Genomic DNA, 23,875 nt, shown 5'->3' with positions numbered 1-23,875 from the left:
GAATCAACCGACAGTTAGGAGTTGCTCTCATGAGTCGTTGGCGCTTGTTGCCTTCTGTGTTCCGATCGTTGCGGGTTGGCCTGGTGTTTTTATCCGCACTGGTAATGTCCGCTTGTGGCGGTTCCTCGGGTAGTAGTTCGGATGGGGGAGGGGCGAGCACCACCGCCAGCGTAGTTGGCACCGTGACGGACCCCGCCATAGAGGGAGCGGCGGTTCGGCTGGTTGATGCTCAGGGCGACGCTCTAACCCGGATTCAGATAACGGACCAAACGGGACAGTTTTCGTTCCAGTTGTCTTCTTCTGTCGATTTGGCGGGGGCCCGCGTGGTGGCCGTTGGTGGAAGGGATGTGGAAACAGGCCAGGATCTTCAGGGAATTATGCTGGAGGCCCGTTTGCGCACGGGCTCAGAAATCATGGTCACCCCGCTGACAACACTGGCGCTGGCCTATGAGCGCGAGGGCGGAACCTTGGCAGGTTTTGCAAGTATGCTGGGCCTGACCGAACAAGAGCTGGAATCCGATCCGGCCAATTCGGCTGCAACCCAGCGCGCCAGCATGCTCTTGACTGAGTTGATGGTGGCCATGAAAGGTGCAGCCGACAGTACCAGTAGCCTGCTGGGTAAACTGCAAATGGCCAACGGCAATCTCCGTGATACCGCAGACCTTCTGGTAGCCGATGCTGGTCTGCCGGCCGCAGTGGTCTCTCGACTGCGGGCCGTACAAAGCAGAATCACTGCGCTGGATAGCCTGGCGGAAGCGCCGGCCAACGCAGAGGCCATGGTTCGCGAGCTGAACCGGCTCAACATCCGCACGGGTGTCGCTGACTACCTTAGCAACAACCTTGATTTCCAACCGGCCAGTGACAGCGAACAGGCCAACCTCAATGCCCTGGCCGATGCCATTTTTGAGGCCCTGAACCAGCGGGGCCTGCCTGCCGACAGCGCTGCCTTACTGAACATTGCCCGCTATGTGGTGGTGATCAATGCCCTGAGTGCCGAGGCCATTGCTGCGGCAGATTTCACCGTGCCCCAGCCCATTGACCCGGAAAACCTCCTGCCCTTGCTGGCTGACACCGAGGTGGTCGACAGCACGCTGCCGCTTGCGGTGGGGGAAGAGCTTGGCGACGACAACGCGGCACGGGTGGAGTACTTCTTCCGTTCTGATTTGTCTCCGTACTATCGGGCTGCACGGCTGTTTGATGGGGTGATGGATGATCAGGTTACCGATCCGGTGTATGTGTCTGTTGTGCGGGGGCTCGCCGATGCCGGATTTATAGAGCAGGCCGAATTGATGGCACAGAGCTCAGTTTTTCAATCTTCATGGAAGGGCGAGGCATTCCAGGAGGCGGGACGCGCCCTTGAGGGGCAAGGCAAGATCGAAGATGCGATTGAAGCGTGGGACAAGGCGCTTGAACTCTATAACCGGTACCTCAAGGTTCTGGAGGATGAAAATGGTGTCCCACTGGTGAATGCAGATGACGCATCCTTTTACCAGACGTTAAGCGACGATTATCGTGATGCGGGCTATCCGCAGAAAGCGGATGAGGCAATGGCGGGTGTACGGGCCTATATCAAGAGTCAGAAAGGGCAACCATACAACACTGCTTATGGGCGGCTGGCCGTTGGCGTCGGCAATAACGCCGAGGCTCTGGTGCTTGAGGCGATTGGTAACGGTTCCGTCGGTGAGTCCTATGATCGCGCTCGTGAGGCCGCGTCCTTCTTCCACGAGGTGGTGTCATCGATGGGAGCACGGGAGTCCGCTGACAAGTGTTACGCCATAAAGACGCTTCAGCTCGCGAGTGTTGCGGAATTTTATGGGTTGCTTGGTGAATATGAAAAGCTGGAGAAGACCCTGGATGAATTCGAGGCTCTGCTTGATATCGGTTGTAATCAGGCGTCCGTTATTTATGCCAAGAACTATGCCGATGCCTACGGTTTGTTGGGCTTGGATGAGCGCTTCAAGAGCCTGCTTGAGGAAAAAGTGCGGCCTTATGATGTGGCCAACGATAAAGCTTACGAAGCAAATGCTCTTGCAGCATTCTCCGTATACGAGGCGCTGGAGCTAGCTAAGTCCGACCAGAGCAACAAACTAGAAGACGCTGTATCTCTGATCACCGGTCGCACCGATGATCTGGCCGACGTTGTTGAGTTGCTGACGTACACCGGCACCGGCCGGGATGACGGAGGGTTCCGTTATCTCTCCCGGCGACTTTGGGATGAGGGTTATGCTGAGGAAGCTCTGGCAATTGCGGATGTCGCCTTTGAAATTACCCTGTCTCCTGAATTTGCTGCTTCCGAAACGCGGCCAAGCTCCTACATCGGTCAGGGCTGCCGTAAGGTTGCCAAACTCTATGATTGGTTCGGCGAACCTGCGAAGGCGCGGATCCGCATGGATGAATGTTCGGCTGCGGTAGAGGCACGCATGGCGTCCTGGACTACTGTCCAGCAGGCAGACGCTTATGCTCTTCTCGCCGAGAGTTACCAGTTCATCAGTGAATATGCACAAAGTCTTATCTATGTTCCGTCCTGGAATGCCTTGATCGATGTGATGGGTGACAAGGCCGATCAGGCCTATCAGAAGACTCAGATTGCGGTCTTCGCTGCCAATGCGGGGGACTTCGCGCTCGCCACTCGGGCGATGGATGAGGCCATGAATCTGGCAGCCGCCATTGCCGCGCAGACGGATTCCCAGAGCCAGATTGAAGACGGCATTGAGGAGCACCTTGATGTTGCAGCGTATCAGCAACAGATGCTGGATATTATCCGTGGTCGCATTGCCGTAGAGGGCATTGCAGTGGGAGAGCCCGAGGCAGCCGAGCGTACCCGTATCCAGCTCAGAACCGGTTTGATCGGTTCAAACGGCGCATCTGGTGTACTACCGTTGATTGCGGCCATCAATGATCCGGAAGATCGAGAAGATTACCTGAGAGCCGTCATTGGTTTATTGGCAGGTGCACAATTCTTTGACGACGCGGAGCGGCTTGCTCAGGAAGCAGATTACTCCACTAGCCGAAATGCCCGACTGGCTCTGGTTGCGAAGGGGTATGCTTCCTACGACGACTATCCTGGCTCAACGGTTGCGCGATTCGACTTCGAAAAAGACGGCCTGCCGGACTTCTTCAGCCCGGCAAGCACCCAGCAGGAGCGCGACGCCCTCGCGGTTTCCCTGGATGATGATATCGATGGAGACGGTATCGCCAATGCATCGGATGCAACACCCTATTGTTCTGTTTGTGAGCTGTGAAGCTTGCAGAAACCGGCCAGCGCCTCTGTCGTATTCCACCACGGCGCTGGTCATCAAGCCCGTTACTGGTCACCTTGTCGGTGATCAGTCACGGTGTGGTGGCACAAGACAGCACTGATCATTCCGCCACGAAGCAACTGCCTGAACTCGTTATAACCGCGCCCGTTGCCAACCCGGGTGGCGTGGGTGAAACCGGCGCTGGTGAATACGTATTCGAGCGGGACTATATTGAACAGTTTGGCGCTTCCGATGGAGGGATTGAAGGTATTCTGAAACTGGTACCGGGTATCCAGTTTGGTGAGGACAGCGAGGGTGTGGATGGGCTGACGGATCTGAAGCCCGAGTCCATCTCGATATCCGGTGGCCGATTCTATGAGAACCAGTTTGTCGTAGACGGATTGGGTAACAGCAATCGCCTGGATCCGGCCTCCGACGGCGACGGCTCTGGCATTGATGACATCGGCGGTCATGAGCAGGCACTGTTTCTGGATGCGGACCTGATCGGCGAGCTGAAAGTCTATGACAGCAACGTGCCGGCGGCATACGGAGGTTTTACCGGCGGGGTTGTGGATGCGACTACCCGCAGGGCCGGGAATGAGGCTGAAGGCAAGCTTAGTGTCAGTGGCACCCGCAGCCAGTGGACCCAGTTCAGGACCTTTACCCGAGACTGGGACCCGGAATCCCAGGCGCTGCCCCCCATGCCGCCTTCGGAACCTGAGTTTGAGCGTTACCGGGCCAGGTTCCATTACTCAACGCCGATGACGGACTCTGTTGGGATCCTGACCAGTGTCAGCCAGGCCTATTCCGAGACCCCGGACGTCACTCTGGGTGAAACCCGCAACCGGGTTCAGCGTAACCAGAATGTCCTGGTCAAGCTGACGTCGGAACTGGGGGCCAGTGGCGCGCTGGATATCTCTGCCACCTACGCTCCGTTTGAAAGCGAAAGTTTTCTCACCGATGTGAAGGGCAGCGATTATTCTGTGGAGGGCGGCGGCTACAGCCTCAAGGCAGGGTACGACTATCTCGGTGAGGCGGTTGAGCATGAAATTGACCTGGGCTGGACCCGAAGTGTGAACAACCGGGAAGCTCCCAATGGCTTCTACAATTGGGAAAACACCCGAAGCCGTCAGTGGGGGCGTGAGGCAGACGTCGGCCTCAGTCGGGAAGGGGGCTACGGCGACCTGGATATGGTTCAGGAATCAGCCACTCTGGCCTATCGTTTGAAAGCCTTGCCCGTCACAGTCGGGGGCGTTGAATTTCGTCATGAGGCCGGTAGTGAAATCAGCCAGAGCAGCTACCGTTACCAGCGGGATAAAACGCTCTTCGTTTACGACACTGCGGTCATCAATAGCGACGTGCAGTGCCGGGGTATGGTCGACGACTGCATGCAGGAAGAGCAGTACTTTTCCGGCCGGCGGGTGTATGAAGCCGACGATGTGACGGTGCGCCTGAACGAGGCTGCACTCTACGCGGAGAGCACCCTGGCCTGGCAACGGCTGAGCGGCACCCTGGGGGTGCGCTATGACTACAATGACTTCCTCAAGAACCACGACTTAGCGTTCCGGTCCCGGGCAACCCTGGATGTCTTTGGTAATGCCAGTACTCGACTGATTGCCGGCTATAACCGTTACTACGGGGCGGCCCTGCTGACCTATAAACTGCGGGAGGCCCGGGCGCCTTTCTATCGTGAATACCGAAGCACCGAGCAGAACATTGTTACAGACTGGCAGCGTGAGTCCGGGCAGGGCGATTACCGTTATGTCTTTGACGATGTGGCAACACCTTACAGCGATGAGCAAACCGTTGGGCTTGAGCAAGCGCTGTTGGGCGGCGTGATGACTCTCAAAGTGGTGAAGCGGGACAATCAGGACGAGTTTGCCCGCACCGAAACAGAGACCCGGGATGATGGCTACCGCTACTACATCATGAACAATGACGGCAGCAGCGAGTACCTGGGCGTCTCCCTTGGTTGGAATGCTGTCTACGGCAACACGCTGATCAGCGTGCATGGCACCTGGTCCGAAACCAAAACAAACAATGGCGATTACGACGACCCGATTGATAATACCTCTTCTTCTGAATATATCTCCTATAAGGGCAAACGCTTGCCTTATGGCGAGCTGGACATCCTTCGCAGCGATTTCAATCGACCGATTGTCGTGAATGTGGGTGTCGCCCACCGCTTCTCAGAGCAGCTCAGTGCCTCGGCCAATGCCCGCTATCGTGGCGCCTACGACCAGATAAAACGAACCGGTCGTCAGGTTGAAGGTGAGCTGATCGATAACGGTGGTGAAGTTGTCCGCGAAAGCCTGACGGTCTATGAGGACGAGGAGCGAAAAGCCACCCTTCTGTTCGATCTGGGTATCGATTACCGCATCCCGCTGGTTGGCGACAGCGTTCTGGTGACCGGCGCTGAAGTGAAGAATGTATTGAACGACCGTGTGTACACGGTGTCTGAAGGCGATTCGGGCATTGAGCCCGGCCGGCAATTGTGGCTCACGCTCGGTCTGGATTTCTGAGGCCACTTGCTTGGCTGAGGTGACTGCGGCTTAATGGGCTCCTGATTCCGGGAGCCTTTTATGCTGAGTTATCTTCACGCCTTCCACGCCGGCAACTTTGCCGATGTTCAGAAGCATGCTGCACTGTCGCTGGTGCTGGCCATGATGCAAGCCAAGAAGAGCCCCATCGCCTGTTTTGACACCCATGCGGGCAGTGCCCGGTACGATCTGGGCAGCGAGCGGGCCCGAAAAACCGGGGAAGCTGATGCTGGTGTCCAGGCCTTGTGGCGGATCCGGGAGCAACTGACTTCCGGCGACTGGCAGCCGGTTCTGGACTTATTGGCGCGGTACAGCCCCGGTAGTGGGCCGCTGCAGACGTATCCAGGCTCACCGGCATGGTTTGCGGAATTTTGCCGTCCGGGTGATTCCGTCACCGCTTTCGAGCTGCACCCTTCGGAAGAGCGTCAGCTGGCTCAGTGGGCTGATGAAGTGGGGGTGAAGGTGCGCCATGAGGATGGCCTGAAAGGGCTCCTGAAATGCTTGCCGCCGGCACAGCCACGACTGTTGGCGCTGATTGATCCTTCTTACGAAATCAAAACCGATTATGAGGCCGTAGCCCGGACATTGATGGACGCGTGGAAAAAATGCCGCCATGGCGTCTATCTTATCTGGTATCCCCTGTTAACCAGTGGCCTGGAACAAAAGCTGATGGATTCGCTGAGGGCGTCCGGTTCGGTGCGCAAGATTCTTCAGTGCGAGGTTATGCTGGATCAGCCGCCCGAACGGGGCATGGTGGGTTCCGGCATGCTGATTGTGAACCCGCCCTGGGGGTTCGATGAACGTTTTGCGGCCATGATGTCGGATCTGACCGGCCCCGATCGGCTCGGTCTGTCGCCTGCCATGGATTGGCTGGTGCCTGAATAGGCCCGGAGTATCGCCTTTGACTGACAACAACCAAGCTGATCACCCATGCCTGCCTGGCGGGCTGATTCCTCTGGAGCAATGGCGGGTTCCGGAGACCTCCGTCCGCAGAACCATTCGCACTGGTCTCCGGGATATTCTGGATCAGTTAAAAGCGGGCATTCATCCTGACGAACAGGCGTTCAGAAGTCTGGATGATTTGCCTACCCTGTCGGAACGCCAGATTCAGGACTATGCCCCGGTACCGGATCGTGAAGAACTTGCCCGGGCTTTATTGAACGAGCTGGAACAGTTGCGCCGGTCAGGCGGGCAGTCACGCAAGGCCAGTTTTCTGGTGGCACCACCATTCTCAGGTATTGCCGAAGCTTTGGGGGCCTCGGGGCGGCGGGTGATCGCCCCGCCGGACAATCTGTTAATGCCTGAAAGAGACATTACCGGCTGGTGGGATCACCAGCTTCAGGACGATGACTGGGTAATACCGGAACTGGCAGATTTCTGGCTGCGACACCGGTCCGGTCTTGGCTTGTTGCGTGAATTATTCGCGCGCCTGGCGCGGGATAAAGTGGGTGAGGGCATCATTGGCTGTTCCAGCTGGTGTTGGCAGTTCTGGACTCAGTACCTGCCAGAGCTCCACCTGGCCCCATTGACCCCCAGCCCTTTGTCGGGGGATCGTCTTACCAACTGGCTTGGACATCTGGCGGGGGAGCGCTCGCAAGGACCACTGACGGCGAGAATGACCCAGGATGGCCTGTATGTACTGCCGGCGCCAACCGGGGACGACGAGCGAAAATACAGCCTGTTTACCCGGGATCTGGCCACTTTGGCTCGGGGAAATCCGGGGGTCGCCCTGGCTATCTGGCGCCGAACTCTTCGGGCACGGCCCGAGGATGAGGCGCAGCAGCAAGGGGAAGGGGATGCACATCAAGAGGGCCGCCAGTGCTGGGTGGCGCCACTGGATCAGCTGAGTTTGCCTGCCGTGCCCCAGAGTTCAGCCCGGCGGTCCGGCTACCTGCTGCATGCGTTGTTGATGCATGGCGGCCTGAGCCTGGGGCAGCTGGAGCTGACGTCGGGGTTGCCTGGCGAGGAATTGCGGATAGCGCTGTCCCGGCTGGAACGAGCCGATGTAGTGACCGGGGATGAGCAGGAAGGCATCTTTCGGGTGCAGGCATTGGCGTATCCGGCTGTGCGGCGGTATCTGCAATCCAAAGGGTATCCGGTGGACAGCTTCTAGGAGAAACGGTTATGGGCGATTTCGGTATCAAGGACGCACTGTCTTCAATTACCTCCGAGGCTTTGCTGGAAGCCCTGGCGGTCATCGTTGCGGCTTCGTTGCTGATCCTGGTGGTTCAGAAAGCAGTTCCGGTACTGGCTGCGAAACTATCGGGAAAACCGAGGCTGTACCTTCTCGCATCCGTTCCTCTTTTCCGGCTTCTGGTCATTGTTCTGACGATCATTGTGGTGGTGCCCATTCTGGTGGAACCCTCATTCGAGAACATGATTGCCATCTTCGGTGCCCTGGGTCTTGCCTTGGGTTTTGCGTTCAAGGACTACGCCAACAGCCTCATTGCAGGTATCGTTACGCTCTATGAAATGCCTTACCGACCGGGTGACTGGATCGAAGTGAACGGTCGCTATGGTGAGGTGCGGAGTATCGGTACCCGGGCCGCAGAAATCGTGACGCTGGATGATACCGTGATTGTGATTCCCCACAGCCTGCTGTGGAATACACTGCTGGCCAATGGCAATGACGGCACGGATAACCTGATGTGCGTGGCCGAGGTTTTTCTGGACCCGAACCACGATGTCGGCCGGATGCTGGGCCTGTTCCGGGATGCGATCTTTGCCTGCCCGCTCACCAAAACCTACCAGCCGGTGCTGGTCACGGTTGCCGCACGGGAAGCCGGTATGTGCTATCGGTTGAAAGCCTACCCGCTGGAGCCCAGAGAGCAGGCGCGTTTCATTTCAGACCTGACCGCAAGGGCCGCGGAGATCTGTGGTGACGAGGGTGTCCCGATGGTCTCCTACCCTTATCTGCAGGCTCAGAAAGCCTGATCCGGGCAGGGCTGATCAGTCACCCGCAATCGACGTTGCCCGCTGAATCAGCGCCTGGCCTTTCTCTCCGGTCAGTTCGATAAAGCGTTGCCGGGCGGGCAGGCTCGCATCGCGGAAGGCCGCCCTTTCAGCTTCCGTCAGCCGTACGACCCGGATACCGCCCTGTTCCAGTATGGTCTCCAGCCGCTCCTTGTTCAGGTCCTCCTGGAGAGTCCAGGCTTCCTCGGATAGCTGTGCAATGGTTTCCTCCAGCCATTTCCGTTCCTGCGAGGGGAGTCCTTCGAACCAGTCCTCATTGGCCACAACAGATGCGATAAACCGTGAGGCCCTGGCCATGGTCATGACGTTCTGGACTTCATGGAACCCCATTTCCTCAATAGCAAACACCGGGTTGCTCTGGCCGTCGATGTTGCCGAGCTGGAGATCGCTGTATACCTGGGCGAAAGGCGTCTGTACGGGGTCAGCACCATAGCTTCGGAAAGCCTCTGCTGCGGTTTCCGAGGTCATGGTGCGAAATCTTAACCCCTGGAAATCGGCGGGGGTTCTCAGGGGGTTGTTGGCCGTCCAGGTCATCCAGCCTTCCGGCACGAACCCCAGCAGTTGCAGGCCAGCGTTGTGGTAGGCCGGTTCAAATGCGGAAATAAACGCGGGCGCCTCCAGAAGGCGACGGGCCGGTTCCTGTTCTTCCGGAAGCAGGAAGTGAAGATTAAAAAGGCCGGTTTCCGGAACGGTATCGGCCAGGTGGCCGGGCGAGGCAAAGGCCAGGTTGACTGAGCCGTTGCGAGTCAGTTCTGTCAGTTGGGCCGAGGTGCCCAAAGAGCCATAAGGAAAGACATCGACCTCAATCCTTCCACCAGACAGCGCTTCGACCTGTTCCCTGAACTGCTGTGCGTAAAGATGCTGAACACTGCCTTCAATCTCTTCCAGGGCAAAGCGCCAGGTGACCGGATACTCTGGTTTGCCGTCCGCCGAACTCTGCGCGGCTGACGAGGAGCCATTGTCGGAGCAGCCGGTCAGCAGCATCACTGCCGCAGTGGCAACGAGGCTGAAGCTGAGAAGCGGGTGGCGTTTGGTCATTGTATTCAGGGCTCCAGAATCCGGCGCATTTGAGTCTAGAGGGAAAAGGTAACACAACAGACCGAGGAGAAAAGGCCGATGTGTAAACGCCAGACGAACAGCCACAAAAAAGCCCCGCCGAAGCGGGGCCAGACGACGAACCGGATGCAGGAAATTTACATCAGAGCGTCAACGCGGTTGCGTACCTTCGGCTCACTGCTGTAAGCGGTGGCAATGGCGTTATAGGTGGGGATATCGATACCCACGTCTTCGATCACCGAGACCATTTCATCATTGGCTTCCATCTGCAGTTCCTGGGCCTTCTGCTGAGACTCGGCTGATTCGATCTTCTCGATGTATTCCTCTCGCACTTCCATAACACCGGATTGTGCCTCAATGAATTGTTTCAGCTCAGCATCGCTGTAATTGGTGCTTTGGCTGCCTGCGGCGGCGGGGTTGCTGTAACCCGAGCCCTGTTCGGCCGGGGCCGGGTTCTGTTGTGCTATCACCGGTGCGGTTGCCAGCAGTGCCAGAGATGCGGTGATGGATACAAGCAGTTTGTTCATAGCTTTACTCCTGGTTTTAATGAGGCCGGCTCGGTCGTCCAGCCACAAACTTGTGAATGTCGATGTGACAATAGCGATTCCCGTGCCAGGTTTTAATTTCTCTATAAAGGCAATAAAAACAGTAGTTTATGGATGCTCTATGGTTAAAGCTCAGTAATCTGTCTTGTGGCAAAATGCCACATGTGGCAGAAAGGCTGTGACATTTCTGCAGAGTGGTGTTTATGGCGTTGATGGGAAAACGGGTGGGAGCACTGTTCCGGTCGCTGCAATTAACGTTGGTGCTCAGTATTGTAGTGCCGCTGCTGCTGTTCAGTGGCATTGCTATCTACATTGGCATGGGGGCGGTAGAGCGCGCTCTGAACGATCGCCTTCGTGAAGACCTGGAACTGGTGGCGCGAGCGGTCAGCGGGCCGGTGAGTAAGGCGCTGGCCGAAAGCGATGAACTGGTCCTGGGCGAATCCCTGAAATCCATCTTCCAGATCGGGCGCATTTCCGGGGCCTCGGTGTTTGACGCAGAGGGTGACCGGGTGGCCAGTCTCGGTGTTGCTGACTCCGATGTCACCAATAGCGCCAGCGCCGAAAAGGCAATCGCCAGTGGTGAGCTCGGGGGCGCGTTTCGTTGGGTGGATGGCGAGTCGGTGTTTTCCCAGTTCACGCCGCTGGTTGCGGAAGACGGGCGGATTCAGGGTTTGTTGCAGGTAACGCGGCAACGCAGTGATTTCCATGATCTGGTAGCCACCAGCCGTTGGTGGGCAGTGGTGATCTGGTCGATGATTGCGGCCACCATCATCCTCGTTGTCGTTCTGGGGCATTACCGCACCGTGGGGCGACATGTGAACCGTTTGCTGGAGAGCATGGCCTCTCTGCAACCGGGCGCCTGGCGGTTGGAGACACCGGGGGCAGGGCCACAGGAGCTGCGTCAGATTCAGCAGGGCATTCGTGCTCTGGGCGAACGAATGGCCGAGGCCGAGGCCGAAATCGAAGACAGGATTGCCCGGGAACGGGCGCTGGCAGAACAGCTGGAATACCAGGAGAAAGTGGCGATGATTGGCCGGGTCGCAGGCGGGGTAGCTCACGAACTGGGGGCGCCTCTGAACGTTATTCAGGGCCGGGCCCGCATTCTGGCCAGGGCCGGGCTGGAGCAGGAGCAGCAACGGCATCTGGATGATATCGAACATCAGGTGGACCGGATGACCATGATTATCCAGCAACTGCTGGACTGTTTCCGGCATGTGCCCGAGTCCCGGCGACCCGTAAACCTGGCAGACATTCTCGAGGACGTCGTTACCCGCGCCCGTGAAGACAGGCGCTGCCAGGCGGTTTCGCTGCAAGCCGACGCTTTTGACAGGCCGATGCCGACACGGGCAGAGCCGCTCCGGGTTGGCCTGGCGTGTCTGAATGTGGTGAGAAATGCCTGTCAGGCTGGCCGGAAACAGGTCGCGCTCTCTGTCGGCGAGACCGGGGAGTTTTGGGTGTTCCGGGTCGAGGACGATGGCCCTGGTATACCGGCGGAGCATCACGCCAGGGTTTTCGAGCCGTTCTTCAGCACCCGCCCGGCCGGCGAAGGCACAGGGTTAGGGCTGGCAGTGGTTCAGAGTGTCATGAAAGAACATGGGGGATCCGTTGAGGTGATTGATAGCGAGTTGGGTGGTTGTGGTATGGCGCTGTATTTTCCGAAAGAGGTGGGCCAATGAGCAGCCGGCCTGTAACCATCTTGCTGGTAGAAGATGACGCCAGCCTTGGCCAGCTGCTGATGGAGGAGTTGGAAGTGGATGGTTACCGCGTACGCAGGGTCAGTATGGTGGCCGAGGCGCGGACTGCTCTGACAGACGAACGCCCGGGCCTGATCGTGTCGGATCTGCGCTTGCCCGATGGTGACGGTCTGGAGATTCTGTCGCTTCAGCAGGCCGAGCATCCAGGTATTCCCTTTATCGTGATTACCGCGTTTGGGACGGTGGACCAGGCGGTCGATGCTTTGAAGGCCGGCGCTGATGATTTTCTGACCAAGCCGCTCTCAACGGATCATCTCCGGTTAAAGATCAAACGGTTGCTGGCCCAGGCAGATCTGAACCGGCAGTTGGCGGAATATCAGTCCGGGCGCGGCGGCGATGAAAACATGGGCTTGATCGGCGGCAGTGCGATGATGGATCGCCTCAGGTCAGACATTCGCCAGGTTGCCCGCAGTCAGGCCGCGGTTCTGATTAATGGCGAAAGTGGAACCGGGAAAGAACTGGTTGCGAGGGCAATCCACCAGCAAAGTGAGCGCTCAGCACGGCCGTTCCTTGCGGTGAATTGTGCCGGTATACCGCCAGACTTGATGGAAAGTGAATTCTTCGGTCACGAGGCTGGTGCTTTTACCGGTGCACGGCAGGCCCGTAGGGGGCTGTTTGCAGAGGCGAACGGTGGCACCTTGCTGCTGGACGAGATTGGTGAAATGCCATTGGCGCTGCAAGCCAAACTGCTTCGGGTGTTGCAGGAGGGCTGCATCAAACCAGTGGGGGCTGACCATGAGGAAATGGTGGATGTTCGCATTCTGGCGGCAACGCATGTGGATTTGCTTCGGGCTGTTGAGCAGGGCCATTTCCGCGAAGACCTGTATTATCGTCTCGAAACCCTGTCGTTAACGGTGCCTCCCCTGAGGGAGCGGGATGAGGATGTTGAATTGCTGGCCATGCATTTTCTGGGTGAGGCAGCACGTCGTCACAGCCGGGGGTTCCTGAAGTTCAGTGACGTCACGTTAAGGATACTCCGCGATTATCCGTTTCCGGGCAATGTGCGTGAGCTGTCCAGTGCGATTGAGAGGGCGGTCACTTTTTGTGAAAGCGATACCATACAGCCCGAGCATTTGCCCGAACGCATCCGGAAGCGCCAGGGCGGGATTGTTCAGGCTGCCGTTGCCGCTTCGCCCGGGAAACTTTCCGAATGGCCCACCTTGGAGATGCTCCAGCAGGATTACGTGCGCCGGGTCATGGCTGCCGTTGATAGTAATAAACGCCGGGCGGCCCAGATACTCGGCATTAATCGCAGAACACTGTATCGCTGGCTGGAGTCGGATTTGGAGCATGGGCATGACTGATCAGAAACAGGCCATGATGTACGGCCTTGCCACGGTGCTGCTGTGGTCGACCGTTGCTACCGCCTTCAAATTGTCACTGGCGGATCTTGCGCCGGTTCAGATGCTGCTGGTGGCCTGTACCGCATCCATCGTCGTGATGGCGGCTATCCTCATGCTACAGGGGCGCTGGGGACTGGTGTTCCGTTTGCGGCGTGGCCAATACCTGCAGTCCATGCTGATGGGGCTGATCAATCCCTGTCTGTATTACTTTCTGCTGTTTGGCGCGTTCGACCGTCTGCCCGCCCAGGAGGCCCAGCCTCTGAACTACACCTGGGCACTGGTGCTGGCCTATCTGTCGGTGCCGTTTCTGGGGCAGAAACTGCGCAGGATCGATATTCTGGCGGGGTTGGTGTGTTACGCCGGAGTGGTAGTGATCGCCACCCGCGGTGCGGTAACCTCGCTCTCATTCTCGGACCCGCTCGGTGTCTCGCTGGCGTTGGGCAGCACGCTGGTTTGGGCGTCTTACTGGATTATTGCCACCCGGGATACCCGGGACCCGGTGGTTGGCCTGTTTCTGAATTTTCTATTTGGACTGCCGGTCATTGTGCTGGTGTGCTGGCAGACGGCGGGGTTGGTCATGCCGGTCGGGAGTTCGATGGCCGCTGCGGTTTACGTCGGCGTTTTTGAAATGGGCATAGCCTTTGTGCTGTGGTCCCAGGCCATGAAAAAAGCAGAAAACACCTCGAAAGTGAGCAATCTGATTTTTATCTCGCCTTTTCTGTCCCTGGTGTTTATCTACTTCATTCTGGGCGAAGTTATTCTCACCTCGACCTACGTCGGGCTGGTGCTGATCATTGCGGGATTATGGCTGCAGCAGAAGAAAGTCCGTGACCGGGAGCAGGCGTTGAACCATGGCTGAGAACTGGTATCTGTACCTTGTTCGCACCGCATCGGGTAGCCTCTACACCGGAATTGCCACAGATGTGGAGCGGCGGTTTGCCGAGCATCAGGCGGGGGCACCTAAAGGTGCCCGGAGCCTGAGAGGTAAAGGGCCGTTAACCCTGGAGTTCCATGTACCTGCCGGCGACAGGAGCCGCGCCTCCCGACTGGAATGGCAGGTCAAGCGCTGGCCCAAGGTTCGAAAGGAAGCTTTGATCCGGGGTGTCGTCAGGCTTGAAGATGATGCCTGATGTGACGCCCGGCAACGGCCAGAGCGTCTCTGGCCCGGTCAAGCTGCGCGGCGTGCACCTGGAATACATGCCAGAGATTGTTGTAGATCTCCAGCGTGGTTTCCACGTGTTCCTGTTTGGCCGCCTCCGCCAATCGACGGGCGTCGTTGAGCAGAACTTCCTGGCTTCCGACCTGAATCAGCAGGGGAGGCAGGCCACTCAGGTCACCGTAGACCGGCGACACCAGCGGGTGCGTCAAAGGTACGCCGTTGGCATACATTTTCGCGGCTTTGAAGGTCCAGGCAGCGTGCAGGACCGGTTCACATTCCGGAGTGTAAAGATCCTTTTCTGACAGATCTGTCCAGGGCGAGAAGCAGGTGACGGATGAGGGCAGTGGATGACCGTGGTCGCGCAATCGCATGGCCAGTACCACCGACAGACCGCCGCCGGCGGAATCTCCGGCCAGGGCAATGGAGCCGGGGCTTACCCCCTGGTTGATCAAGGCCAGATATACGGCTTCGGCATCGTCCGGCGCGGCTGGAAACGGATGCTCCGGCGCCAGCCGGTAGTCCGGGATCAGTACGTCGCAGCCAGAGAATTTGGCCAGATGGCCGGCAATGCCCCGGTGGGTATCGGCAGAGCCCATAACATAGCCTCCGCCGTGAAAATACAGCACGGTGCCGCCAGAACGGTCTTCCGGGGAGGCGCGCAGCACCGGTACATCGCCCAGGTCTTCCCACGCGAAACTGACGTCTTTAGGCGGGTAGGATGTTCGATAAGCTTCCCGGGTGTATCGGCGCTGCACCGATAACGGAAACGCCCGGGACAGGACGGGCTTCACAAAACGGTGCATGGTCCCTCTCAACCCGGCCTCAAGAAGCGGCTGGAACATCTGTGTTCTCCCTTGTGAATGCGTTAGGATGACTGGCATTTATGGATTCATGACAGGCGTTTAACTCTACGTGTACTGGAAAACAGATACCATAGAAATACCGAATTGGGACAGACATTCCCTGCTGGACCGTCTGGAACCGTTTGATCCGTCCGCCAGCCGAGAACTGAGTTCCGAGATGGAGGCGTATTGCCGGTTCTATGGCCTTGATCTTTGGGTTGAGCATCCGGATGTGGTCTACCATCAGGGGTACATCTGTGCCGAGCGGCATGAAGTGATGGTGCATTACTTCCGGCTGCCGGAGAGCGCCAGCCCGAAAGGCACGGTGTTCATTCTGCATGGTTATTTTGATCATGTGGGTCTGTATACCCAATTGATTGACCGCTGTCTTGGTGCAGGCTTCGATGTTCTGGCCTACGATCAGCCCGGGCACGGATTGTCGAGTGGCACGCCGGCCGCCATTGGCAGTTTCCTGGAGTACCAGGCCGTACTGTCGGAAGTAATGGCGAAGGTCAGGGACAAGATTCGGGGGCCCTGGTACGCAGTGGGGCAGAGTACGGGTGGCGCAATATTGATTGACTACCTGCTGTCGAACCACCACAACCGGGAGTCCTCGGCGTTCCGCAAAGTGGTGTTGCTGGCGCCACTGGTAAGGCCTATGGGCTGGCTGGGGGCAAAGATTCTCCACAGTCTGGTCAAACCGTTCCTGACTCGCTGGAAACGGGTATTCGGCCCGAACAGTGGCGATACCCGCTTTCTTCGGTTCCTGCGGGAACACGACCCGTTGCAGGCAAGAGCGGTTCATGTCGATTGGGTGACTGCATTGCGACAATGGGTGCCGCACATTGAGTCGGCGAGGCCGGTGGATTTTCCGGTCACCGTGGTGCAGGGTGAGAAGGATCTGACGGTAGACTGGCAGCACAATCTGAGGATTATCCGGAATAAATTTTCCTCAGTGAAGGAACGAAGAATACCGGACGGTCGTCATCATCTTGTGAACGAAGCGCAGGATTTGCAGGCGACGGTATTCAATACCATTATCGATACATTCTCGGAGTAAGCAGTGGCTGTAGTGCCAAAAGCTCCGGACCAACGATTACAGAAGCGGGAGAAGACAGTGAAAAAGACAATTCTTGCCTTTGCGGTAGCAACTGTTGGCCTGAGTGGCTGTATGACCTATGACCCGTATACCGGGGAAGAGAAAACTTCGAATGCCACCAAGGGCAGTATTATTGGCGCGATCGGTGGTGCTGCTATTGGCGCAGCAACCTCCAGCAGCAGTGATCGTGGCAAAGGCGCACTGATTGGTGCCGCTGGCGGTGCGGCCGTGGGTGGCGGTATCGGCTACTACATGGATCGCCAGGAAGCCCAGCTGCGCCAGAAGCTGGAAGGTACCGGTGTTCGCGTCGTCCGTAATGGTGACCAGATCGACCTGATCATGCCGGGTAACATCACCTTTGATACGGATCAGTCCACCATCCGTTCCGGTTTTACCGGCACTCTTGAGTCTGTGGCTCTGGTTCTGAAAGAGTTCGACAAAACCATCATCCAGATTGAAGGCCATACTGACAGCACCGGTTCAGACAGCTACAACCAGCTGTTGAGCGAGCGTCGCGCGTCTTCTGTCCGTGACTTCCTGTTGAATCAGGGCATTGAGCCCCGTCGTACCCGGGCCACCGGTTATGGCGAGCGCTACCCGATTGCTTCCAACGATACGGCTGCGGGTCGTGAGCAGAACCGTCGCGTTGAGCTGACGCTGGTGCCGATGCAGTAATATCCTGCTCAGCATTCAACAAAAAAGCCCCGGTTTATGCCGGGGCTTTTTGCTTTCTGGCTGTCGCAATCAGTTGGTGTTGCTCGGCAGCCATTCGTCGATTCGCTTCTTCAGATCCTCCAGCTGATCTTCGCCGGAGTCCTTGAGTTCGCCCAGTTTGCTTCGGGCAGTCTCGATGTGGTCTTCAACGGCCTGAATGCGCTCGGAAAACTCTCTTTGAATTTCGGCTTCCGCTTGGTCATCCTTTGCCTTGGCCATCTTTTCGTCGGCTTCGGCACGCAGGCTGTCGATCTGTTTGCTCCAGTACTCGGTCTGGGTTTCCAGTTTCTTCTGCAGAGATTCCTTCAAGGACATAATTACCTCCATGCTGGGCCTGTTCCGGCCCGGTTTGAATGACTGGTACTTTTCAGCATGGCTACGTATGGCCGAATCTCAAGGGCGGCAGCATGAAGTTTTGTTGAAATGCGGCGTTGTGGCCCGAAATGGCATAAAAAAACCGGAGCTCCCAGGGGGATGCTCCGGTTCTTGAAGGCAGCTGTCTGTCAGAACAGTACGCGGCAGCGAATAGTGCCTTTTACCTGGCGGAGCTTTTCCAGCGCCAGCTCACCGTAGGCCTTGTCCACATCGACCACCACATAACCAATATCTTCCTTGGTTTGCAGGTACTGGCCACAGACGTTGATGCCGTTTTCGGAGAACACCTGGTTGATTTCCGACATTACGCCCGGCACGTTCTCGTGAATGTGCAGCAGGCGGTGCTGGTTCGGGTGCGACGGCAGCGCCACTTCCGGGAAGTTCACCGAAGAAACGGAGGTGCCGTTGTCGCTGTACATGGCCAGCTTCTCGGCCACTTCGCGCCCGATGTTTTCCTGGGCTTCAATGGTTGAGCCACCCACGTGCGGAGTCAGGATGCAGTTGTCGAACTCGCGCAGTGGCGAGACAAACTCTTCGTCGTTGGACTTGGGCTCCACCGGGAATACGTCGATGGCCGCGCCCAGCAGTTTACCGGAGCTCAGCGCATCGGCCAGGGCGTCGATATCCACCACGGTACCGCGGGAAGCGTTCATCAGAATGCTGCCCGGCTTCATCTGGGCAAACTGCTCGGCCTTGAACATGTATTTGGTTGCCGGAGTCTCCGGTACGTGCAGGGAAACCACATCGGAAATGTTCAGCAGTTCCTGTAGCGTGCCCACTTGCGTGGCGTTACCAATCGGCAGTTTGGAAACCACGTCGTAGAAATAGACGTCCATTCCCAGGCTTTCGGCCAGCACGCTGAACTGGGTGCCGATGTTGCCGTAACCGATGATGCCAAGCTTCTTGCCACGAATCTCATAGCTGTTCTTGGCGGATTTCAGCCACTCGCCACGGTGGGCTTTGGCGTTTTTTTCCGGCACGCCGCGCAGCAGCAGGATGGCCTGGGCCAGAACCAGTTCTGCCACGGAACGGGTGTTGGAGAAAGGCGCGTTGAACACGGCCACGCCACGGCGGGTCGCGGCCTGCAGGTCAACCTGGTTGGTGCCGATACAGAAGCAGCCCACAGCCACCAGCTTCCTGGCGGCTTCAAATACTTTCTCGGTCAACTGGGTGCGAGAGCGGATACCAACGAAGTGCGCATCGGCAATCTTCTCGATCAGCTCTTCCTCACCCAATGAATGGGTCAGATACTCGATATTGGTGTAACCCGCGGCATTCAGGGTATCAATGGCAGATTGATGCACGCCTTCCAGCAGCAGGATCCGGATTTTGCTCTTTTCGAGAGACGTATTTGACATGGGCTTGCTTCCGAACCTTTCGTCACGTGAAATGACCTGCAGCCAGGGATCGTCGGCCTGGCTCACAGAACAGGGGCGGTATGATACCATAAACGCAGATTTTCACAGCGCGCCGGTTTGCCTGAATCAATTCTTTGTGAGTGATCTCTGAACAGGCCCTGGCCCAACTTCGAAGAGACTGACACATCCATGAGTTCCGAACAGATCATCGCTTCCCTTAAAGAGCTGGTTGCCACCTCCGAAAACCCGGGCAAGGTTCTCACCGATCCTGCGGATCTGGACAATTACGGCAAGGACTGGACCAAAATCTACCCGCCCAAGCCGCTGGCCATTGTCCTGCCGAAAACCACGGAGCAGGTGCAGGCGCTGGTGAAGTTTGCCAATGACAATCAGGTGGCTCTGGTACCTTCGGGCGGACGTACCGGCCTGAGTGCAGGCGCCGTGGCCGCCAATGGCGAAGTGGTGGTAGCGTTCGACAACATGAACCAGATTCTGGATTTCAACGCCAGTGATCGCACCGTACGTTGCCAGGCCGGGGTGGTGACCGAGCAACTGCAGACCTTTGCCGAAGAAAACGGCCTGTACTATCCGGTGGATTTTGCCTCCGCCGGGTCGAGCCAGCTCGGTGGCAACCTGTCCACCAATGCCGGCGGCATCAAGGTCATTCGCTGGGGCATGAGCCGGGACTGGGTTGCCGGACTGAAAGTGGTGACCGGTAAAGGTGATGTGCTGGATCTGAACAAGGATCTGGCCAAGAACAACACCGGCTACGATCTGCGACATCTGTTCATCGGTGCCGAGGGCACCCTGGGTTTCATTACCGAAGCCACCATGAAGCTTACCCGCAAGCCGGACGACCTGACCGTGCTGGTGCTGGGCCTGAATGACCTCACCAACACCATGGATGTCTTGCAGGCTTTCCAGAAAAAACTGGATCTGACCGCCTACGAGTTTTTCTCTCACCAGGCCATGGGGCATGTACTGGCCCACGGCCAGGTTCAGGCACCGTTCGAGACCGAGGCTCCATATTATGCGTTGCTGGAGTTCGAGGCTGTTTCTGATCAGGTGATGGACGATGCCATGGCACTGTTTGAGCAGTGTGTGGAAGAAGGCTGGGTGCTGGATGGCGTCATCAGCCAGAGTGAAACCCAGGCACAGAACCTTTGGCAACTGCGTGAGCGGATTTCCGAATCCATCGCGCCGCGAATTCCCTACAAGAACGATATTTCGGTGGTGGTTTCCAAGGTGCCGGGCTTCCTCCAGGAAATCGACAACGTGGTTACCGAACACTACCCGGACTTCGAGATCATCTGGTTCGGCCACATTGGTGACGGCAACCTGCACCTGAACATCCTCAAACCGGAGGACATGGCGAAGGAAGATTTCTTCGAAAAATGCCAGCAGGTGAACAAGTGGGTATTTGAAATTGTCGAGCGTTATCAGGGCAGTGTCTCTGCTGAGCACGGTGTGGGCATGACCAAGAAACCCTACCTGCAGTACACCCGCAGCGAGGCGGAAATTGCCTACCTGCGCGGTATCAAGCAGGTGTTCGATCCCAATAACATCATGAACCCGGGCAAGATCTTCGACTGATGCAAGAGCACATTGTTGTACTCACCGGCGCTGGAATCAGCGCCGAAAGCGGCCTCTCCACCTTCCGGGACAACGGTGGGCTGTGGGAGCAGCACAGTGTGTACGACGTGGCCACGCCGGAGGCGTTCGAGCGCAACCGGGATCTGGTGCTGAGGTTCTATAACGAGCGCAGGCGGCAACTTCAAACCGTCCAGCCCAATCCTGCGCACCGCTTGCTGGCGGAGCTGGAAAGCCGTTTTCAGGTGACCGTGGTCACCCAGAATGTGGACGACCTGCATGAGCGCGGCGGTTCGAGCAATGCGCTGCACCTGCACGGTGAACTCACCAAGGCCCGCAGTTCCGCCTATCCGGACCTCATTTACGACATCGGCTACAACGACATCAATCCCGGGGATACCTGTGATCGCGGTGCCCAGCTTCGGCCCCATATCGTCTGGTTCGGCGAAGAAGTCCCGATGCTGGATGCGGCGGCAGAGGTGGTGCGCACCGCAGATCAGTTGCTGATTGTGGGTACGTCGCTGCAGGTATATCCGGCGGCAGGGCTGGTCTACGAGGTGGACATTGATGTGCCCATCACGGTGATTGATCCCGGCGAACCTGCGTCCGTCTCCCGGGCACGGGTGATTCGCAAAGGGGCCTCGGAAGGGGTGCGGGAGTGGGTTTCGCGTTATTTGTGAACTTGGCGTTAGCCTCGGAGGTATTTCTCCAGTTCACTTCTGAATGCGGCCTGAACACCTAAGCGTTTTAGCATCCAGTAATGCCCCGCAATCATCCGGTCTATGAAAATACTCTCGACCGGTGGTTTGAAGTAATCCAGATATTTGAACACCGTGCTGGTTTTTGCGGCCACGTGTTTATGGATATCGGCCTCGGCGAAGTCGTAGGGCTCATCGTTCAGGAACGGGATGATCAGGATATCCCTCCACATGGCGTAATAGGCTTCATCGACCGCCGGTTGGCTGTCCACGCGAGCGCCCAGGTCGATCAGGTACTGGTCCAGGGCCTGGTAGTCCTCATCCAGCGCTGCGATCAAGGCTTTGCGGTAGGCTTCGACAATCTCCGGTTTGAGTTTCTTCACGCAGCCGAAGTCATACATGATAATGGTGCCATCCGGCCGGTAGGCGAAATTGCCCGCGTGAGGGTCGCCGTGAATGCACTGGAACCGGAACAGCTGATCGGCCATGATCGTGAAAATCCGGTGGCCAATCAGGTTGAGGGTTTCCTGGGAGTAGTGTTTCGGTGTGACCTTGCTGACGTGGTCGCCCTCCACCAGCCCCAGGGTCAGGACCCGACGGGTTGAATGGCTGTCGACCACCTCCGGGATGATCACCCACGGCTGATCATTGTGGAATTCGTGGAACAGCTTGAGGTTTCGCGCCTCGTTCTCGTAATCCAGCTCTTCCTTCAGTCGCACCCGGATTTCGCCGAACAGCTGGTCAACCGTCTCCTTGGGCATTTTCAACAGGCCGCCGAGCTTCAGGGCCAGTCGTAGCTGTTTGAGGTCGGAGTCGCAGGATTCATCCACGCCGGGGTATTGCACTTTCACGATCACATCCGTGCCATCGTGCAGGCGGGCGCGGTGTACCTGGCCGATGGAGGCAGAGGCGTAGGGTGTTTCCTGCAGGTATTCAAACAGCTCGCCAACCGGCTTGCCCAGCTCACTTTCCACCTGTTCCAGAATCACCTCGAATGGCATCGGTGGTGCTTCTTTCTGGAGTTTTTCCAGCGCGTCCGAGAATTCTTTGGGCAGGAAGTCCTGGGTCTGGGAGGCTATCTGCCCCACCTTCATCACCGCCCCCTTGAGCTCGCCCAGGGTATCGGCAATTTGCCCGGCCATCCGGGTGTAGCTTTCGCTCTGGGCGCCTTCGTCATTTTCGGTGCGGAACATGCGCCGCGCTCTCTGGCCGGCGTACTGGCCCGCCACCGTGGCGGTCATGCCTGCGAGTTTGAAGAAGCGTCCTGTGCGTGAAGTAACGGGTTTCCTGGCCATGGTAGTGCCTGTTCTACGGGAAGTTTGCAGCTCGTCTGAATATCCGTATCCGTGTTGCGTTCAGACCACTGTGGTCTCCACAAATAACACATCTTCCAGCTCCAGGGACAGAGTCTGGCCGCTGACAAGCGGGCCAACGCCTTTGGGCGTGCCAGTCAGCACCACATCGCCGGGTAACAGGGTGAACTGGGTGCTCATATGAGCAATCAGGGGCACGATCGGGTTCAGCATGTCGCCGGTATTCCCGGTCTGCTGGCGCTGGCCGTCGATATCCAGTGTGAAGTTCAGGTTGCCCTTGGCAAGTTGGTCGGCGGCAACGAACGGTGAAAGCGGGCAGGCGCCGTCGAAGGCCTTTGCGCGCTCCCAGGGGTGTCCCTTTTCTTTCAGGCTGCTTTGCACGTCCCGCAAGGTGAGGTCCAGGGCCAGGCCATAACCGAGAATGGCACTTTCCACTTCGCTGGCGGAGGCATTGGTCAGGGGGCGGCCGATAAGTACGGCCAGTTCGGTTTCAAAGTGCACCGCACCCTGGCCTCTGGGGTAGACCAGTGGGCGGGTGATATGAACCGCTGCGGTGGAGGGTTTGATAAACAGCAGCGGTTCTTCCGGTACCGGGTTGTTCAGCTCCCGGGCGTGTTCGGCGTAGTTGCGCCCCACACAAACGATTTTGCCAAGGGGAAGATGAACCGGTGTTCCATCTTTCCAGTGATGCTGATAATCGCCCATGGTGGCGCCTCCGCTCAGTCTCCTTCGAATGAGCAGACAGTATAAACCTGCAGACCTTCTTCCTGCAGCTTGCGTGAGCCACCCAGATCCGGCAGATCAATCATGGCTGCGACCTCTACGATTTCAGCACCGATACGGCGGATCAGACGGGTTGCGGCCAGCATGGTGCCGCCAGTGGCAATCAGGTCGTCCACCAGGATGACCTTGTCGCCGGGTTTGAAAGCGTCTTCGTGCAGCTCGACGGAAGCCGTGCCGTATTCCAGTTCGTAGTCTTCCACCAGGGTGTCGAAGGGCAGTTTGCCCTTCTTGCGCACGAGTACCAGAGACGCATTCAGCTCGTAGGCCAGCGCCGAGCCAATAATGAAGCCTCGGGCATCGACGGCGGCAACCGCATCAATGTGCTGGCCATGGTAGCGATGGACAAAGGCATCGATCAGTTTACGAAATGCCGTTTTGTCCTGAAGGACCGTGGTGATGTCCCGGAAGGAGACGCCGGGTTTGGGCCAGTCCGGCACAGTGCGGATGGCTTTCTTGATGCTCTCGGAAAAATAGTCCATGGGCGGATCCGGTGA

At 57.7% G+C, this 23,875-nt stretch carries 21 protein-coding genes; 13 read left to right on the top strand and 8 right to left on the bottom strand.

What is annotated here, in order from left to right:
• Window positions 1–29: 29 nt before the first annotated feature.
• Genes C7436_RS07035 through C7436_RS07015 form a run of 5 tightly spaced genes read left to right on the top strand, consistent with a single transcriptional unit; the run spans window position 30 to window position 8,713 of the window.
• On the top strand, window positions 30–3,242 hold the full coding sequence (locus C7436_RS07035) for a carboxypeptidase-like regulatory domain-containing protein (protein ID WP_147423431.1): 3,213 nt from the start codon (window positions 30–32) through the stop codon (window positions 3,240–3,242).
• Entirely contained in the window at window positions 3,239–5,761 is a 2,523-nt protein-coding gene (locus tag C7436_RS07030; protein WP_147423430.1) for a TonB-dependent receptor plug domain-containing protein, read from the top strand. Before C7436_RS07035 ends, C7436_RS07030 begins: the two co-directional genes overlap by 4 nt.
• 60 nt (window positions 5,762–5,821) lie before the next feature.
• Window positions 5,822–6,664, top strand: a complete 843-nt coding sequence (locus tag C7436_RS07025) for a 23S rRNA (adenine(2030)-N(6))-methyltransferase RlmJ (protein ID WP_121207168.1) — start codon at window positions 5,822–5,824, stop codon at window positions 6,662–6,664.
• Between the two features lie 16 nt (window positions 6,665–6,680).
• Window positions 6,681–7,892 carry a hypothetical protein gene (locus C7436_RS07020; RefSeq protein ID WP_121207167.1) on the top strand — a complete coding sequence of 404 codons (1,212 nt, stop codon included), beginning with the start codon at window positions 6,681–6,683 and terminating at the stop codon, window positions 7,890–7,892.
• Window positions 7,893–7,903: 11 nt separating this feature from the next.
• Complete coding sequence (locus C7436_RS07015) at window positions 7,904–8,713, top strand: mechanosensitive ion channel family protein (protein ID WP_121207166.1); 810 nt, start codon at window positions 7,904–7,906, stop codon at window positions 8,711–8,713.
• Between the two features lie 15 nt (window positions 8,714–8,728).
• Here C7436_RS07015 and dctP read toward each other — a convergent pair whose 3' ends face one another.
• Window positions 8,729–9,790, bottom strand: a complete 1,062-nt coding sequence (gene dctP, locus C7436_RS07010; protein ID WP_121207165.1) for a TRAP transporter substrate-binding protein DctP — start codon at window positions 9,788–9,790, stop codon at window positions 8,729–8,731.
• Window positions 9,791–9,945: 155 nt separating this feature from the next.
• Entirely contained in the window at window positions 9,946–10,335 is a 390-nt protein-coding gene (locus C7436_RS07005) for a DUF4168 domain-containing protein (RefSeq protein ID WP_014422193.1), read from the bottom strand.
• 221 nt (window positions 10,336–10,556) lie between these two features.
• Here C7436_RS07005 and C7436_RS07000 point away from each other — a divergent pair, with 221 nt between their 5' ends.
• The 4 genes from C7436_RS07000 to C7436_RS06985 are packed head-to-tail and all read left to right on the top strand — an operon-like array spanning window position 10,557 to window position 14,580.
• A complete protein-coding gene (locus C7436_RS07000; RefSeq protein ID WP_121207164.1) occupies window positions 10,557–12,029 on the top strand; it encodes an ATP-binding protein in 1,473 nt (490 codons plus the stop codon).
• Window positions 12,026–13,411 carry a sigma-54-dependent transcriptional regulator gene (locus C7436_RS06995; RefSeq protein ID WP_121207163.1) on the top strand — a complete coding sequence of 462 codons (1,386 nt, stop codon included), beginning with the start codon at window positions 12,026–12,028 and terminating at the stop codon, window positions 13,409–13,411. Before C7436_RS07000 ends, C7436_RS06995 begins: the two co-directional genes overlap by 4 nt.
• Window positions 13,404–14,309 (top strand): DMT family transporter, encoded by a 906-nt coding sequence (locus C7436_RS06990; RefSeq protein WP_036219955.1) that lies wholly within the window; start codon window positions 13,404–13,406, stop codon window positions 14,307–14,309. Before C7436_RS06995 ends, C7436_RS06990 begins: the two co-directional genes overlap by 8 nt.
• A complete protein-coding gene (locus tag C7436_RS06985; RefSeq protein WP_014422188.1) occupies window positions 14,302–14,580 on the top strand; it encodes a GIY-YIG nuclease family protein in 279 nt (92 codons plus the stop codon). Before C7436_RS06990 ends, C7436_RS06985 begins: the two co-directional genes overlap by 8 nt.
• Here C7436_RS06985 and C7436_RS06980 read toward each other — a convergent pair.
• Window positions 14,558–15,451: an alpha/beta hydrolase gene (locus C7436_RS06980; protein ID WP_023009116.1), complete on the bottom strand. Its 894-nt coding sequence runs from the start codon at window positions 15,449–15,451 to the stop codon at window positions 14,558–14,560. The two genes, C7436_RS06985 and C7436_RS06980, sit on opposite strands and share 23 nt — an antisense overlap.
• Before the next feature lie 70 nt (window positions 15,452–15,521).
• On the opposite strand from C7436_RS06980, the gene C7436_RS06975 reads away from it, so the two are divergent.
• Together C7436_RS06975 and C7436_RS06970 are read left to right on the top strand one after the other, a co-directional pair.
• Entirely contained in the window at window positions 15,522–16,511 is a 990-nt protein-coding gene (locus tag C7436_RS06975; RefSeq protein WP_011786266.1) for an alpha/beta hydrolase, read from the top strand.
• A gap of 57 nt (window positions 16,512–16,568) precedes the next feature.
• Complete coding sequence (locus C7436_RS06970) at window positions 16,569–17,225, top strand: OmpA family protein (protein ID WP_014422186.1); 657 nt, start codon at window positions 16,569–16,571, stop codon at window positions 17,223–17,225.
• 69 nt (window positions 17,226–17,294) lie between these two features.
• Here the strand turns inward: C7436_RS06970 and C7436_RS06965 are convergent, their stop codons facing one another.
• Window positions 17,295–17,579, bottom strand: coding sequence for a sll1863 family stress response protein (locus tag C7436_RS06965; protein ID WP_011786264.1), 285 nt, complete (start codon window positions 17,577–17,579; stop codon window positions 17,295–17,297).
• A gap of 188 nt (window positions 17,580–17,767) precedes the next feature.
• Complete coding sequence (gene serA / locus C7436_RS06960; RefSeq protein WP_011786263.1) at window positions 17,768–18,997, bottom strand: phosphoglycerate dehydrogenase; 1,230 nt, start codon at window positions 18,995–18,997, stop codon at window positions 17,768–17,770.
• A 189-nt stretch (window positions 18,998–19,186) separates the two neighbouring features.
• Here serA and C7436_RS06955 point away from each other — a divergent pair, with 189 nt between their 5' ends.
• Both C7436_RS06955 and C7436_RS06950 read left to right on the top strand, forming a co-directional pair.
• Window positions 19,187–20,590, top strand: coding sequence for an FAD-binding oxidoreductase (locus C7436_RS06955; RefSeq protein ID WP_014422184.1), 1,404 nt, complete (start codon window positions 19,187–19,189; stop codon window positions 20,588–20,590).
• Window positions 20,590–21,267, top strand: a complete 678-nt coding sequence (locus C7436_RS06950) for an SIR2 family NAD-dependent protein deacylase (RefSeq protein WP_121207162.1) — start codon at window positions 20,590–20,592, stop codon at window positions 21,265–21,267. The genes C7436_RS06955 and C7436_RS06950 overlap by 1 nt, the downstream gene beginning before the upstream one ends.
• A gap of 8 nt (window positions 21,268–21,275) precedes the next feature.
• Here C7436_RS06950 and C7436_RS06945 read toward each other — a convergent pair whose 3' ends face one another.
• Genes C7436_RS06945 through C7436_RS06935 form a run of 3 tightly spaced genes read right to left on the bottom strand, consistent with a single transcriptional unit; the run spans window position 21,276 to window position 23,860 of the window.
• On the bottom strand, window positions 21,276–22,580 hold the full coding sequence (locus tag C7436_RS06945; protein WP_121207161.1) for an ABC1 kinase family protein: 1,305 nt from the start codon (window positions 22,578–22,580) through the stop codon (window positions 21,276–21,278).
• Window positions 22,581–22,640: 60 nt separating this feature from the next.
• The gene (locus C7436_RS06940; protein WP_022991437.1) at window positions 22,641–23,303 is read right to left on the bottom strand and encodes a fumarylacetoacetate hydrolase family protein; all 663 of its coding nucleotides are present in this window, start codon (window positions 23,301–23,303) and stop codon (window positions 22,641–22,643) included.
• Window positions 23,304–23,317: 14 nt separating this feature from the next.
• On the bottom strand, window positions 23,318–23,860 hold the full coding sequence (locus C7436_RS06935) for an adenine phosphoribosyltransferase (protein WP_011786258.1): 543 nt from the start codon (window positions 23,858–23,860) through the stop codon (window positions 23,318–23,320).
• Window positions 23,861–23,875 lie beyond the last annotated feature (15 nt).

Origin of the sequence: Marinobacter nauticus, assembly GCF_003634635.1 — a bacterium.
In the GTDB taxonomy this organism is placed as follows: Bacteria; Pseudomonadota; Gammaproteobacteria; order Pseudomonadales; family Oleiphilaceae; genus Marinobacter; species Marinobacter nauticus.
The sequence above is the reverse complement of the archived record's forward strand: the minus strand, read 5'-3'. Positions and strand labels throughout refer to the sequence as shown.

Excerpts from the sequence above, each read along its gene's own strand:
- C7436_RS06995 (WP_121207163.1), top strand. The coding sequence starts at position 12,026 with ATGAGCAGCCGGCCTGTAACCATCTTGCTGGTAGAAGATGACGCCAGC.
- C7436_RS07025 (WP_121207168.1), top strand. The coding sequence starts at position 5,822 with ATGCTGAGTTATCTTCACGCCTTCCACGCCGGCAACTTTGCCGATGTT.
- dctP (WP_121207165.1), bottom strand. The coding sequence starts at position 9,790 with ATGACCAAACGCCACCCGCTTCTCAGCTTCAGCCTCGTTGCCACTGCG.
- C7436_RS06990 (WP_036219955.1), top strand. The coding sequence starts at position 13,404 with ATGACTGATCAGAAACAGGCCATGATGTACGGCCTTGCCACGGTGCTG.
- C7436_RS06940 (WP_022991437.1), bottom strand. The coding sequence starts at position 23,303 with ATGGGCGATTATCAGCATCACTGGAAAGATGGAACACCGGTTCATCTT.
- serA (WP_011786263.1), bottom strand. The coding sequence starts at position 18,997 with ATGTCAAATACGTCTCTCGAAAAGAGCAAAATCCGGATCCTGCTGCTG.
- C7436_RS06955 (WP_014422184.1), top strand. The coding sequence starts at position 19,187 with ATGAGTTCCGAACAGATCATCGCTTCCCTTAAAGAGCTGGTTGCCACC.
- C7436_RS07005 (WP_014422193.1), bottom strand. The coding sequence starts at position 10,335 with ATGAACAAACTGCTTGTATCCATCACCGCATCTCTGGCACTGCTGGCA.
- C7436_RS07035 (WP_147423431.1), top strand. The coding sequence starts at position 30 with ATGAGTCGTTGGCGCTTGTTGCCTTCTGTGTTCCGATCGTTGCGGGTT.
- C7436_RS06935 (WP_011786258.1), bottom strand. The coding sequence starts at position 23,860 with ATGGACTATTTTTCCGAGAGCATCAAGAAAGCCATCCGCACTGTGCCG.
- C7436_RS06985 (WP_014422188.1), top strand. The coding sequence starts at position 14,302 with ATGGCTGAGAACTGGTATCTGTACCTTGTTCGCACCGCATCGGGTAGC.
- C7436_RS07015 (WP_121207166.1), top strand. The coding sequence starts at position 7,904 with ATGGGCGATTTCGGTATCAAGGACGCACTGTCTTCAATTACCTCCGAG.
- C7436_RS06945 (WP_121207161.1), bottom strand. The coding sequence starts at position 22,580 with ATGGCCAGGAAACCCGTTACTTCACGCACAGGACGCTTCTTCAAACTC.
- C7436_RS06980 (WP_023009116.1), bottom strand. The coding sequence starts at position 15,451 with ATGTTCCAGCCGCTTCTTGAGGCCGGGTTGAGAGGGACCATGCACCGT.
- C7436_RS07000 (WP_121207164.1), top strand. The coding sequence starts at position 10,557 with ATGGCGTTGATGGGAAAACGGGTGGGAGCACTGTTCCGGTCGCTGCAA.
- C7436_RS06965 (WP_011786264.1), bottom strand. The coding sequence starts at position 17,579 with ATGTCCTTGAAGGAATCTCTGCAGAAGAAACTGGAAACCCAGACCGAG.
- C7436_RS06950 (WP_121207162.1), top strand. The coding sequence starts at position 20,590 with ATGCAAGAGCACATTGTTGTACTCACCGGCGCTGGAATCAGCGCCGAA.